This is a genomic window from Streptomyces sp. SID3212 (genome assembly GCF_009865405.1).
Classification (GTDB): Bacteria; Actinomycetota; Actinomycetes; order Streptomycetales; family Streptomycetaceae; genus Streptomyces.
Window position 1 is genome coordinate 1 of sequence record NZ_WWJY01001244.1, and the last position, 13,468, is coordinate 13,468.

The 13,468-nt window shown below is 72.0% G+C and carries 10 protein-coding genes and 1 pseudogene; all 11 read right to left on the minus strand.

Annotated elements, in window-relative coordinates:
- Positions 1-567 (minus strand): aldehyde dehydrogenase family protein (locus GT042_RS37440; RefSeq protein ID WP_161313124.1); only part of this gene is annotated, 567 nt, incomplete at its 3' end.
- An 11-nt stretch (positions 568-578) separates the two neighbouring features.
- Positions 579-2,339 carry an asparagine synthase-related protein gene (locus GT042_RS37445; protein WP_161313125.1) on the minus strand — a complete coding sequence of 587 codons (1,761 nt, stop codon included), beginning with the start codon at positions 2,337-2,339 and terminating at the stop codon, positions 579-581.
- Between the two features lie 87 nt (positions 2,340-2,426).
- Positions 2,427-2,981 carry a hypothetical protein gene (locus GT042_RS37450; RefSeq protein ID WP_161313126.1) on the minus strand — a complete coding sequence of 185 codons (555 nt, stop codon included), beginning with the start codon at positions 2,979-2,981 and terminating at the stop codon, positions 2,427-2,429.
- Between the two features lie 76 nt (positions 2,982-3,057).
- The gene (locus tag GT042_RS37455) at positions 3,058-3,978 is read right to left on the minus strand and encodes a hypothetical protein (protein WP_161313127.1); all 921 of its coding nucleotides are present in this window, start codon (positions 3,976-3,978) and stop codon (positions 3,058-3,060) included.
- Between the two features lie 41 nt (positions 3,979-4,019).
- Positions 4,020-4,793, minus strand: coding sequence for a cupin domain-containing protein (locus GT042_RS37460; protein WP_237531582.1), 774 nt, complete (start codon positions 4,791-4,793; stop codon positions 4,020-4,022).
- 91 nt (positions 4,794-4,884) lie between these two features.
- Entirely contained in the window at positions 4,885-5,901 is a 1,017-nt protein-coding gene (locus GT042_RS37465) for a hypothetical protein (RefSeq protein WP_161313128.1), read from the minus strand.
- 309 nt (positions 5,902-6,210) lie between these two features.
- Complete coding sequence (locus GT042_RS37470; RefSeq protein WP_161313133.1) at positions 6,211-8,655, minus strand: galactose oxidase-like domain-containing protein; 2,445 nt, start codon at positions 8,653-8,655, stop codon at positions 6,211-6,213.
- Between the two features lie 86 nt (positions 8,656-8,741).
- Positions 8,742-9,992: a glycosyltransferase gene (locus tag GT042_RS37475; RefSeq protein WP_161313129.1), complete on the minus strand. Its 1,251-nt coding sequence runs from the start codon at positions 9,990-9,992 to the stop codon at positions 8,742-8,744.
- On the minus strand, positions 9,989-11,668 hold the full coding sequence (locus tag GT042_RS37480) for a phospholipid carrier-dependent glycosyltransferase (protein ID WP_161313130.1): 1,680 nt from the start codon (positions 11,666-11,668) through the stop codon (positions 9,989-9,991). The genes GT042_RS37475 and GT042_RS37480 overlap by 4 nt, the downstream gene beginning before the upstream one ends.
- Positions 11,665-12,921: a glycosyltransferase gene (locus GT042_RS37485; RefSeq protein ID WP_161313131.1), complete on the minus strand. Its 1,257-nt coding sequence runs from the start codon at positions 12,919-12,921 to the stop codon at positions 11,665-11,667. The genes GT042_RS37480 and GT042_RS37485 overlap by 4 nt, the downstream gene beginning before the upstream one ends.
- 212 nt (positions 12,922-13,133) lie before the next feature.
- Positions 13,134-13,468: pseudogene (locus tag GT042_RS37490) on the minus strand (hypothetical protein); the annotation flags it as partial.

Sequence of the window (13,468 nt, forward strand, 5' to 3'; positions counted from 1 at the left end):
GCCGAGCGCCTCGCGCGCGTGCTCGGCGAGGAGCAGCAGCGAGTCGGGGGTCGTCTCGGCGGGCTTGACGACCACCGCGTTCCCGGCGGCGACGGCGGGGGCGCAGCGCCAAGCGGCCATCATCAGCGGGTAGTTCCAGGGCACGACCACGGCGGCGACCCCGAGCGGCTCCCAGCGGACCCAGCTCTCGTGGCCCTCGACCAGGCCGCCCGCCGCCGGGGACGACTGGGTGCGCGCCGCCCAGGCGTAGAAGCGGAAGAGGTCCGCCGCGTTCTCCACCTCGCCGACCGCCTCGTGGAACGGCTTTCCGGTGCCCGCCCGTTCGGCGGCGACGTACCGCTCCGCGTGCTCCTCGATCAGGCCCGCGAGTCGGTCGAGGCGCCGGGAGCGTTCCCTCGGCGTCAGGGCGCGCCAGCCCGCGTGGGCGAGGCGGCCGGCGGCGACCACGGCGGCGACGCGCCGCTGCCGCGCGGCGGCGGAGCTGCCCCGTACCTGTCCGGTACGGGGGTCGAGCAGCGGGACCGGTTCGGCGAAGTCGCCGTCCGCAACGCCCTGAGTGGCATCCATCGTGTCCTCCGTCAGCTGATGTCGTAGGCCCGCAGCCACAGTTCGAGAGTCAGTACGAGCCAGAGCTTGCCGCCCTGCCGGGGCAGCAGCGCGCCCTCCCCCCGCATCCACGCGCGGACGGTGTCCTCCCGGAAGAGCCCCCGGGCGCGCGCCTCCCGGCCGAGCAACAGATCGCCCGCGAGCTCGCGCAGCGGCCCGCCGAGCCACTGCTGGACCGGGACCCGCATGCCGCTCTTGGGCCGGTCCACGACCGTGCCGGGCAGCAGGTCCCGTACGGCCTCCTTGAGCACCCACTTCTCCACCGCCCCGTTCAGTTTCCACCGGGGCGGCGTCGCGAAGGCGTGGTCCACCACGCGGCGGTCGAAGAGCGGGGAGCGGCCCTGGACGGACTGCGAGGAGGTCAGCCGTTCGACCTTGGTGAGGATGTGGTGGGCGCCCTTGGTCCGCAGGTTGCAGTGGAGCAGCTGGTTGAGGAGGTGGTCCATCCGGCCGTCCCTGGGCGCGGGCCGCAGGTACGGCGTGACGAAGCGCTGCGGCGCGGGGGCGGTGGCCAGGGCCTCCAGCGCGCCGGGGGTCAGCAGGTCGGGCAGGTCGGTGAAGCACTTGCGGTACGAACGCAGGTACGCCGTCTCGCGCGCGTCCTCGGCGTCCCCGCCCGGCAGTTGGCGCCGGTGCATCTCGTTGACCAGCATCGGCAGGTTCTTCGGGCCGCCGAACACCGGGTCCCCGCCCTCCCCGTTGAGGACCACCCGCAGCCCGTCGCCCGCCACGGCCTCGGCCAGCATGAGATTGGGTACGGTCAGCGGGTCGCCCACCGGGCTGTCGAGCAGGGCCGCCGCCTCCGCGAGACGCGCGGCGACCGCGTCCCCGGACACCGAGAGCACCCGGTGGCGGGTCCCGCAGTGGGCGGCGACGAGACCCGAGTACCCCAGTTCGTTGGGAAGTTCTGCGCCGAAGCTGATGGAGTACGTGTGCACGGGGTGCGCGTGCAGCTTGGCGGCGAGAGCGGTCACCAGCGAACTGTCCACACCGCCGGAGAGCAGCACCCCCACGGCCTCCGCCTCGGGCAGCCGCATCGCGGTCGCCTCCTCCAGCAGCCCCCGCAGCCGCAGGGCGTACGACTCACCGGAAGCCCCGTCGGGACCGAGTTGCTCCTCCGGCTCCCAGTAGTGCTCCTCCGCGACCGAGCCGTCGGCAGAGAGCCGCAGACAGCGGCCGGGCAGCACCTCCCGTACCCCTCGCAGCAGGGTCTCCTCGCCGGGAAGGTAGGCGAAGGTGAGGAACGAGCGTACGGCGGCCAGTTCGAGGCCCGTGCCGAGCGCGGGCCACCGGCGCAGGGCCCGCAGCGAGGTCGAGGCGGCCCAGCAGCCCCCGGCGCGGGCGTAGAAGAGGGTACGGGCCCCCACCTGGTCGCGGATCAGGACGAGTTGGTCGTCCTCCTGCACGGCGAGCACGAACATGCCCTCCGCCGCGAGGATCCCGGCCGGGCCGAGCCGCGCCCAGCAGCGCAACAGCAGTTCGCCGTCCGGGCAGTCGGGCGGGGCGGGCGCACCGGCCCCGGCGAGGGCGGCGAACAGCACGGGCCGGTTGTGGAGCGTGACCTCACCGACGGCGGTACGCCCGTACGCGCTGAACGGCCCCGTGGCGTAACCCGGTTCGTCCTCGATCAGCGCCAGCGCGGGCGCGCCGTCGCGCACCGGGACGCCCATCGCGGCCAGTTGGTCCCTGGCCCGTCCGGGCTCCGCCGCCAGGCAGGCGCAGAACCGCGCCATGGTCACCTCTTCCGCTCGTTGTTCTGTACGTCCCCGAGGACCACCGCGAACCCGCCTTTCCACAGGACGCGTTCGGAGTTGCTCGGCTCACCCGAAGTCGTCGTCGTTCCAGCCGTCGCCGTCGTCGGAGTCCCAGTCGCCCGTGTCCGCGTAACCGGCGCCGGAGTCACCGCCCGAGTCCCCGCCCGACGAACTCTGCGCTGCCTCCTGCCGCTGCCGCAGTTCCTCTTCCTCCTCGGGGGTGAGGCTCTCCGGCGGGAAGTGGGCAGCCGTGACCGCGAGGGTGGCGAGGCCCAGTCCGCCGACCAGGGCGCCGACGCGCCCGCCGAAGGAGCTCCGGTTCACCATGACCGTCTCGCCCTGGCCCCAGACCGTGCGGCCGTAGCCGATGTCCCGGCCGTAGGTCACCCGCCCGTCCTCGTGGACCCGTTTGATGATGCGGTCGCCGAGGAGTTCGTCGGTGCCGGAGGCGCCGTGGTTGTCGCGCCAGCGCACCTTGCCGCCGTCGCGCCGCCGCCACTCCTGGCGCCCGCGCCGGAAGTCGCCGTCGTCGTCGCCGTCGTCGGTGTCCGCGTAGACGCGGTAGACGGTGCCGTCGGCGAGCAGGCTGTCTCTGTAAGGGATTTCGCGTGGCCGGTTCATCGTCTCTGGTCCTCGGTTCGCCTGGTCCTCGTTCGCCTGGTCCTCGGTTGGCCCGCCCGGTCTGCCGCCGGGGCGGTCAGTTCGCCGGCCAGGTCATGAACCCCGTCGTACGAAGCTCCCGCAGGCCCGTCCACATCGAGTGGTCGGACGTGCGCGGCCCGCGCACCAGGCGCTGGACCGTACGGAGCAGCCGCGCCGGGTGCACGGCCTCCACCTCGGCCGAACGCCCCCGCGCCAGCCACTCCCGCTCGTGCCGGTCGAGGCCGGCGGGAAGCGCGGCGGGAGGCACGGCGGGAAGGGCGGCGGAAAGCACGGCCTCACCGGGCGAACGCGCCGGATCGCGCGCCGCGTTGAGCCGCATCGCGATCGCGTGGCGCGGGACGAGCCCCAGCGAGGCCACCCGTACCCCCGGATGGTCGGCGCGCAGGCGCGCCGTCAGCGCGATCCCGGCCACGCTCGCGTCGTGCAGGACATGGACCGTGGCGCCCTCCACCCGCGCGAGCCCGGCCAGCAGCCGGGGGTCGAGCGGCAGGTCGTCGGCGGCGAGCACGGGGCACGCGGCCTCCAGGTGCAGGTCGTTGGCGAGGAGCATACGGGCCACGGAACGGCTCTGGCAGACGAGCAGCCGGGGCAGACCGTAGTCGTAGAGGTCGGGCTCGGGGGACACATCGGACCCGGGAAAGGCTCCGGGCTCGGGAAAAACCCCACTCTTGGGGGATCCACCGCCCGGCGCCCCGAATCCGGGCCCAGGATCCGGCCCCAGCAGCCCCAGCAGCCCCGGCGCCTCACCCCGTCGCCGGGCCAGGGCCTCCTCGAACCGTTCGTACGGTACGGGCGGGGCCGGCGTGAACGGGAGCGCGCGCGGGACCCAGCCGACGGGACGTACCACCCGGCACAGCTCGTAGTACAGCTGCCGCTCTGTGAACAGGATCCGCCCGGGCGCCCCGGCGCGCGCGACGGCGGTGTCGAGCGACCGACCAAGAAGCCGCCCGCGCACGCCGGGCGCGCCACCCCCTCCCCGTACAGTTCCTCCCCCCGTCACCGCGGCCCCTCCAGCGCCGACGCCACCCGCCGCAGCCCCGCAGCCAGCCGCTCGCGCACGGTGGTGGCGCCCACGCCCTCGACACGCTGGACCCGTTCGATGTCCCGCAGGGCGGCGGCGAGCAGCCCGAAGTCCGTCCCTACGCGGCTGACAGTGCCCACGGCCCGGCGCGGCTCGCGCACGATGTCCTCGGTGGCCCGGCGCTCGGCCTCCGACGCTGTGATCGCGTAGTCCTCGTGGTCGATGCCGAAGCCGGTGTTGGCGGCGAGGATGTTCAGCGGGCGCCCGCCCCGGTTGGCGAAGGAGTGGGGCATCATCTCCGGGATCCGGATCATCGCCCCCGGGACCAGCCGGATCTCGGTGACCCGGCCGCGCGCGGCGTCGTACAGACCGCAGGACGCGTGGCCGAGGCTGAGGACGACGTGCTCGCCGCCGTGCGCGTGCGGGGTGAACGCGCTGCGCGGGCCGACGACCCCGAGTTTGAAGGTGGCGTTCGACGGGCGCTCCGGGGACGTCCGCGCGTCACCCACGAGGTAGTGGGCGAATTGCCCGTCGTCGATGAACGGCAGGAACTCCTCACGCGGGCCCAGCTCCCGCGCCCCTTCCCGGTCCGCGAACAGCACCCGGCCGTCGGCGCCGAGCCGGAACACCTCCACGCCGAAGGGAAGGCGCTGGGCGAGCCGCTCCATGTCCCGCACCCCGCCCCGCGCTCGGTTCCGCGGTCCCTGCCCCTGCCCCTGCCTGCCGGGGCCGACGTCCATGTGGGACATCAGCGTCCCCTTTCGTTCAGCTTGCCTGGTTCGGTACGAAGCTCATGCCGCGCCCCCGTCACGCCCGCGCCCCGGTCATGCCGCGCCCCGGTCATGCCGCGCCCGCGTCCGGCCACGTCAGAAAGCCCAGCGCCTCGGCCTTGCGCCGGTCCGGGTCGCCCCCCGGGCCTGTGACCCGTTCGAGGACGGCCGAGACGGCCTTCAAGAGTGTCGCGGGCCGCACGCCGACCAGCGGGCTCCACCAGCCGTCGAGCAGCCAGAACAGCTCCTCGGGCGTGAGCGCGCCGGCGGTTCGCAGCCGGGCGACGACCTCCGGCTGGGGGGCGGTCCCGTGGGCCACCACCGCGCCCGGGGCCTTCATGACCACGCGCGGGCGCAGACCCGCGTCGACCACGCGCCGTCCCGGCAGCGCGTCACGGGTGGCGAGCACCCGCACGCTGCCGACGGCTCCCGCGTCGTGCAGCACGACGACGGGCACGTCGTCCGGGAGCGCCTGGACGGTGGTGGCGATCTCGACTCCGTACCGCCGCGGAATGCCGTTGGCGGCCAGGAAGGAGGCCACGGCCAGGTCCGGGCAGAGGAGTGCGGCCCGAGGCTGTTCGGGGCGGGCCGTGCGGTGCAGGACCGCGTCGTCCACGATCCCGGGCGGCAGCTCTCCGTACGCGAACTTCCAGCGGGCCAAGGCCTGTTCGCGGAAGGGGCTCAGCGGGAGCGTGTCATACCGCTTCCTGCCGTCCCGTACGTTCCCCACCGCCGCGACGAAGGCGCCCACGAGGAGGAGCGCGCCGAGCACGGTCAGGATGTACCCCTCACCACCGATGGCGACTCCCGCGACGCCCAGACCGCCCCCCACGGGCAGCCCGAACGCCAGGCACCCGATCGCCGAGGGGACCCCGCTCCTGGGGCCGCGCACGGAGCCCAGTGTCCTGCGGGACAACGCGAACCAGAGCTGGCTCTCGGTGACCTTCAACCGGCCGTTGTCGGTCAGCTTCGTGGCCACGCGCAGGAAGCGGGCGTCATGGAGCCGCAAGGAGTTGGCCCTGGGCTCCAGGGCGAACGTCTTGTGGCACTTGGAGCAGGTGTAGGAGGGGCGCTCCTTGTAAAGCACGTTCTCCTGGCAGTGCGGGCATATCACCGAGGTCCCCCCGTCGGTCCGTCGATCGCAGCCACCGTCGCGATCACGATCGCCGCCCCATCGTAGGACCGTGCCCGGAACGCGGCCATAGGCGGACGTACGACTCCCGGTGGAAGCCGTCATGAACAACTGGCCCCGGCGCACGGATACGGATGCCCGTCACAGCCGCGGGGCGGCGGCTGTGACGGACACCCGGGACTTCGGAGCGCACCGGTCCAGGACTCGGACGCAGACTCGGTCTCGACCCCGACCCCGGTCCCGACCCCTGTCCCGGTCCCGGCCTCAGGACCTGACGCTCTTCACATCTCCCTTCCCGCACGCCAGGCCGTCCCTGTTCGGGTCCAGCCTGAGCGGGTCGTCCTTGCCGTTGACCTTCAGCCGGCCGTACTCGTTCGCCGCCAGCCAGTCGCAGCGCGCCTTCGTCGTCGCCTTCACCGTGTCGGGGAAGACCGTCGGGACGCAGACGTTCGCCGAGCCGTAGTGCCGGTCGCAGCCCGCGATCTGCTTGCTCACCGGCGCCGAAGTCCGCTTCTTCTGGGGCTTCTTGGCGGGCTTCGCCAGGTCACCGGCGAAGTCGTGGACGTGGGCCGAGTCCGCCGCCTTCGCGGCGAGCGCCGGCGGGCCGCCCAGGTGCACCCACTTGGCGACGGACGGAACGCCGTTGGCGTCGACCGCGAACAGCATGTACCAACCGGGCGGCGCCAGGTTCGGGTTGCTGGTGACGTTCAGGTCGATGTTGTTCCCGTCGACCGTCAACGGCAGGTCCACGAACCGCTGGTTGGGGTCCGACGAGTGCGTCACCGCCGCCGGCCGGATCAACTCCGCCTTGGCGATGGGCCGGTCGACCGTGATGCGCTGCGTGTCGCCGTACAGCCACTCGGTGTCGATCAGCGAAGTGATCCGCGGGCGCGGGCCCTTGAGCAGGTACGGCGGGGTGTAGAGCGAAACGGCGTGGTTCCAGGTGCCGTTGCCCGGGTTGTCGCCCGTCGTCATGACGCGGCCGTCGGGGAGCAGGAACGCGGACGAGTGGTAGCCGCGCGCCTCCGGGTCGGCCGTGACCGGGTCGAAGGTGTTGGTCACGGGGTCGAAGAGGGAGGACTCGTAGACCGGGTTGGCGCGGTTGTGCAGCGCCCCGCCCGTCTCCAGCACCTTGCCGTCGGGCAGCAGCACGGCGGAGCCGTACATCTTGCCCTGGTCGCCGGTCTGCGGCTGCGGCCCCGCGCCGAGGTCGACCGTGCCCTGGGGCAGCGGCGGCCCCGCGACGTACTGCGGGCTCGGCGCCTTGAGGTCGATGAGGTCGGTGATGCGGTTCGCCTCCGGGTTGGAGTCGATGTTGCCGCCGCCGATGGTCAGGACCCGCTGGTCCTGCGCGGGCGGCAGCAACACGCTGGCCGACTGGTCGCGTTCGTCCTTGTTCCGCAGGCCGGGGATGTCCGTGACGGTGTTCGTGTCGTAGTCGTAGACCGCGGATCCGGTGCCCGGGGTGCCGTTGCCGAAGACATGGCTGCCGGAGTAGAAGAGGCGGCCGTCCTGCATGAGGATCATCGACGGGTACAGACCCCAGTACGACCAGGTCTGGTTGACCTGCCAGAGCGGCAGCCACTGGTTCTGCGCGGCCGACCAGCGCTCGGCGGTGACCGATCCACTGGAGTCCTCGCGCAGCCCGCCGAACGACAGCACGTCACCGTTGCCCATGACCGTCGCGGACGGGTACCAGTGGCCGTCGTTGAGGTCGTTGGTCCTGGTGTACGCCTCCGTGTCGGGGTCGAAGACGTACGAGTCCTTGAGCCCCTGGTAGCCGATCGTGCCGTCCGCCGACGGGTAGCCCTTGTTGCCGCTCATCACCAGCACCCGGCCGTCGGCCAGTTGGACGTGGCCGGAGCAGAACATGTCGTCGGGGGTGGGGATCGTACGGTACGTACCGGTCTCGGGGTCGTAGACCGCCGAGGTGAACGTACCGGCCTCGAAGTTCTCCGTGCTGTTGCCCGAGCCCGCGATGAGCAGGACCTTGCCGTTCTTGAGGACCACCGAATGCATCGAGCGCACGGGGTTGTCGGTGGGCAGGACCTCCCATCTGCCGTCGGCGCACTCCACGGTGGTGCCGGTGCAGGTCGGCTCGATGGTGGGCGGGGCGACCTCCTCCATCACGTAGTCGTCGGTGGTCACACTCCCCGTGCCGTACACGGAGACACCCCAGGTGATCCGGTCGGTGCCGGGCGGGATCTCGGGGGTACGGACCTCCGCGCGCTGGTAACCGGCGCTCAGGTCAAGGGTTTTGAGGTCGGTCCAGTACTGCCAGCCGGCCGTGGTGTCGTGCCGGAAGAGCGTGACCGACACGTCGGGGGTGGTGGACTTGTACCAGAGCGAGAGGTCGTACTGCTTGTCGGGCTGCACGGCCGGGGCGCACGCCGCCGTCTCCGTGATCAGCGCCTTGCGGTCGCCGTCGGCCCGGCGGGTCAGCTCGACCTTGAGGGCCATGGTGCCGGAGTGGGCGTCCGCGACGGTGGCGAAGGTGAAGTCGTTGTCGCCCCAGCCGGACTGCTCCCAGCAGTACGGCATCGTGTCGCCGCCGGTCCCCGCCGTCTCGAAGCCAGGGTTCTTGATGAGGTTCGTCCCGGCCGCCGCCGGCTGCTGGGCGCTGAGGAACAGCCCGGCGGTCAGGGCGGCGACGGCGAGCAGGGCGGTACGGCGCCGGGGGCGCGGGGGCGTACGGAAGCCGTTGCTCAGCCGCGTACGGAACGCGCTGCCGGAAGGCGACGCGCTGCCGGAAGGCGTACGAAATCCCTTGCGAATACGGCTCGTTCTCGGAAACCTCACCGGCTGATCCTCTCCGTACGGGCACGTGCCACTGCCGTCCGGCTCCGCGCGACGGTCCGCCCGGCCCCGGCCCCGGCACCCCGCCGCTCCCGCTTCGGCAGATACACCAGCGCCTCCGTCCCCGCGAACCGCAGGACGAACGTCGCCAGCAGCGCGCACGCCGTCGCCGTCAGCACGCCCATGGAGAACTGCGAGACGAACAGCGCTATCAGCGGGATGCGCAGCAGCAGGTCGGCGTTGGCGAGCAGCGCGAAGCGGCCCACCCGGTCCGCCCAGTGCCGGTGGACGCGCCGGCTGCGGAAGAGCAGCACCTCGATGAGGACGAAGTTCCACATCACGCCGAACTGGTTGGCCAGCACCTCGGCCGGCAGGTAGTGCAGCCCGGCCGCCGTCAGTCCGGACAGCGCGAGCAGGTTCGGGACGAAGCCGGTCAGCCCGATCAGTCCGAAGGCCAGCATCCGGGCGACCGGTGAGGCCGTCCGCAGCTCCACCAGGTGGCGCAGGAAGCGCAGGCCCTCCTTGGCGGACGACTTGGACTCGCCGGCGAACCGGTCGCGGAAGACGAACGGCACCTCGGTGGGCTGCTCGGGCCTGCACCGTACGGCCAGCTCCAGCAGGATCTTGTAGCCGAGCGGCCGCAGCGCCTCGGAGGTGACGGCGCTGCGCCGGATCGCGAAGAAGCCGCTCATCGGGTCGCTGATGCCGCGCAGGCGTCCCGGGAAGATGCCCTTGGTGAGCCAGGTCGCGGCGCGGGAGACGGCGACGCGGTAGCCGCCGGCCAGTCCGGCCCGGCTGCCGCCGTCGATGTAGCGGCTGGCGACGACGAGGTCCGCGGACTCCCGCTCGCCCGCCGCGACCAGGTCGGGGACGAGCGCGGGCGGGTGCTGGAGGTCGGCGTCCATGACGACGATCCACTCGGAGCCGGCGGCCTTGAGGCCGACGACGACGGCTCCGCCGAGTCCGCCGTCCGGGGTCTCCCGGTGGATGACGTTGACGGGGAAGGGGCAGTCCTGCGCGGCGGCGGTGATCACCGCGGGCGTGTCGTCCGTCGAGTCGTCGACGAAGAGGACTTCGCAGGGCAGTCTGGCGGGGACGGCGTCGGTGAGCTGCCGCAGCAACTCCCGTACGTTCCCCGACTCGTTGAAGGTCGGGATGATGACGGTGACGGCTCCGGGCTCGGCCACGGCCGTCGCTTCCAGCTCCGGGTCGCCGAGCTCGCCGGCTCCGACGGGGGGAAGAATGCTCATCGCTTGCCTCCCACGATCTGCCGGATCTCGATCCGGTCCTCGCCCGCGCCGAAGACGGCGACGGCGGTCGAATGGTTGAGGGCGTCCCGCACGTTGGGCAGGTCGCGGGCGTCGCGCCGTACGGTCGGGGAGGCGACGACGTAGTCGAGGTCGCGCCACCCTCCCGGCATGGTCTTGGTCACGGCGGGGTCGAGGTCCGCCTTGTAGAACCAGATCGCGCCCAGACCCGGTTCGTACCCGGCGTGGACGAGGTCGAGCCACAGCGCGTCGTCGACCAGCACCCGGGCCGAGGACGGGTCGGGTACCTCCTTCGCCATCCACGAAGCGGCGGCCCGGTAGGGGGCGTTGGCGTCGGCGGTGATCGCCGTGTGGTTGCCGTCGTACCACCGCGGTACGACGTACACGAGCGAGGTCGCGGCGAGCACGCCGAGGGCCGTCCAGCGGGCGGCGCTCAGCGTGCGGCCCTCCTGGGGCCCGCGTCGTTTGCGCAGGATGGCGTGGGTGACGCTCGCGGCGCCGCCCGCCAGCACCAGGGCGAGGAACGGCAGCCCCTGGATGACGTACATCGCGGGCAGGTAGCCGGTCGGGCGCAGCGCGACGAGGGTGAGGATCACCACGGCGAGGGCCGGTCCGGCGAGCGCGCGGGCGGTGACGGACCAGCGCAGGGTGAGCATGAGCAGGACGGCGCCGGCGATCCCGCCGAGCGGCAGGATCCGGTCGTAGTAGAGCCAGGAGCGGAGGACGCCGTTGGAGCCCGTACCGCTGTCGAGCACAAAGCCGGAGCCGGGGCGGCTCATCTGGTAGACGATGCCGTCCCAGAGCGAGACGTGCCCGGCGCCCGCCAGCAACTCCCCCTTGAGCAGGGCGAAGAGGGGGTACGACAGGCCGATCAGCGCGCAGGCGGTGACGGCTCCCGTGACCGCGAACTTACGGGTGTCGCGATGGCTGTGCCGCCACATCGTCACCAGCAGCGCGGGCAGGATGACCAGCATGGTCTCCTTGGTGAGCACCGCGACGGCGGCGGCGAGACCGGCGGCGAAGTGGTGCCAGAGGTGGCGGTTGGGCGAGGCCGCGAGGCAGAACGCCAGCAGCATCCACATCACGGCGATGTTGTCGAGGAAGATCTCCCGCTGGAGCACCACGGACAGCGGGGACAGTCCGAACAGGACCATCGCCAGGCCGGCCGCCCAGCGCGGCAGCCACAGCCGGCGGGCGAGTATGTAGAGCAGTACGGCGCTGGCGGCGCTGACGACCAGCATCGAGAAGCGCATCGGCGCGACGGTCATCGACTCGGGTGAGACGAGCGCCGGCAGCCAGGTCAGGAACGCGATCTGCATCCAGCCGAGCGGCGGATGGTCGTACCAGTACGTGTAGTGGGCGAGGCCCTTGCCCTCCTGGACCGCCCAGGCCTGGGCGAGGTAGGTGCCCTCGTCGTCGCTGAGGGTGGGGTAGTGCTGGATGTTCCAGCCCTGGACGATCAGGATCGCGACGAGCAGCACACCGCAGAGCAGCAGGTCGGACCGCGAGCTCCGGAACCGCACCACGGGACGGACCGTGAGGTGCCGCTTGTTCCTTCTGCCGCCGTCGTGCTTTCCGCCGCCGGGTCGTCCGGGGGCAGGGCTTCGCTGCGCGGGGACGGCCGTTTCGGTCGTCACCGCGGGGAGGGTGGAGGTCACGCGTGGACGTCCTCTCGGATGAGGTGCGCGCCGACATGACTGGTCAGCTCCCAGTCGCTGCGTCCCCGCTGCTCGCGGTAGACGGCCCGGATCGCCGCGCCGGCGAGGAGCACCTGGTAGAAGGGGCCGCCGACGACGAGCTTCAGGTAGTGCCAGAAGCGGACGCGCAGCCCGTACTGCCTGCCGAAGTCGTGCAGCCCGACCACCTCGAAGACAAAGGTGACCATGGCGGTGACGAGCGGCAGGAAGGTGATGAAGGCGATCGCCACGGATACGTCGAGGAACAGCGCGATCGCCACGTTGAGCGGGATGATCACGCCGGTGAACGCCTGGAGGAACGGGGTCATCAGGGTGTAGCGGGCGAGCATCCGCTGGCCGGCCGTGGGGAGTTGCTTCCAGTCCTTCTTGCGGTAGACCTGGAGGAAGCCCTGGTTCCAGCGGGTGCGCTGCTTGAGCAGGGACATCAGGGAGCCCGGGGTCTCCTCGCGGGTCACCATGTCCGAGTCGTACGCGACGACGACCTTCTTGCCGACGCTGGAGAGCCGTACGCCCAGATCGCAGTCCTCGGCAAGGCAGTTGGGGTCCCAGCCGCCGGCCTCGCGCAGCACGTCGGTCCGTACGAAGACGGTGTTGCCGCCGAGCGGGATGAAGCCCTTCTGGGCGTGCAGGTGGAGCCTGCTGCGGAACCAGAAGAAGTATTCGAGGCAGTTGCGCAGGCTGTACCAGCTGGAGTGGAAGTTGATCAGCTGGACGCCGCCCTGGACCACGTCGGCGCCGGTGGTGCGGAAGGCGTGGTCGACGTGGGTGAGCAGCTCGGGGTGGACCTGGTCCTCGGCGTCGAAGACCCCGACGACCTCGCCGGTGCAGTACGGCAGCGCGGTGTTGAGCGCCTTCGGTTTGTTCTTCGCCTCGTGGGTGTCGACGACGACCCTGACCCGGCCGGGGTCGCGGGCCGCGGCGCGCTCGGCGACCTCGGCCGTCTCCGGGTCGTCGTGCCCGACGATGACGATGATCTCGAAGTCGGTGTGGCTGGACTCCAGCAACCGCTTGATGGTCTGTTCCAGCACGGCCTGTTCGTGGCGGGCGGGCAGGAGCAGCGAGAACGAGCCCGCCCGGCCGCCGTCGGGCCGGTCGAAGCTGGTCGAGGCCAGCGTCTCCGGCGTTCTCCAGGCATGCATCTGCCACCACAGCGTGAACGCGGCCATCCAGAAAAGTGCAAGTGAAACGGCGGCAATGAACACGGACGTGACCACACGGCCCCCCTCGGCCTGGGCGCACCGCGGCAAGGCCCCCCTTGGCCGCCGGCTGCCCGTCAAACCCCCTGGGACGCAGGTCCCCCCTGCGTACCCCTTGTGTCTCTCGTGAAGAGACTAGGGGGGACCTGTGACGGTCGGAGGGCTGTTTTGGTGAATACTGCGTTTCAGGCCGATTCGCGTCGCGTCACAATCCGGCCACGGCCGGGGGCTTACCGGTCAAATGCCCCCAACTCGCTTTTGAGCGCGGTCACTTCGGTGGTCGGGGCGGCGCAGACGAAGTGCCGGCAGACGTAGGCGGCGGCCTGTCCCGCGACCAGCGGCCGGTCCGCGAGGAGGGGGAATTCGTCGCTGCCGGGCGTTCCGGCGGCCACGACCGCGCCGGGTGCGGTCGCCAGCAGGGCCGTACGGTGCAGCTCGGCCGCCCGTACGTCGCCGGCGGGGCCGGAGGCGGGGTCGACGGGGCCGAAGGAGGGGCCGACGACCGCGATCTCGCGCGGGCCGTCGAGGACCGCCTCGGCGACGGCGAGCCCCCAGCCGATGAAGC

Bases quoted from the DNA above. Each gene is read 5' to 3' on its own strand.
- GT042_RS37445 (WP_161313125.1), bottom strand. From the start codon at position 2,339: ATGGCGCGGTTCTGCGCCTGCCTGGCGGCGGAGCCCGGACGGGCCAGG.
- GT042_RS37450 (WP_161313126.1), bottom strand. From the start codon at position 2,981: ATGAACCGGCCACGCGAAATCCCTTACAGAGACAGCCTGCTCGCCGAC.
- GT042_RS37460 (WP_237531582.1), bottom strand. From the start codon at position 4,793: ATGTCCCACATGGACGTCGGCCCCGGCAGGCAGGGGCAGGGGCAGGGA.
- GT042_RS37475 (WP_161313129.1), bottom strand. From the start codon at position 9,992: ATGAGCATTCTTCCCCCCGTCGGAGCCGGCGAGCTCGGCGACCCGGAG.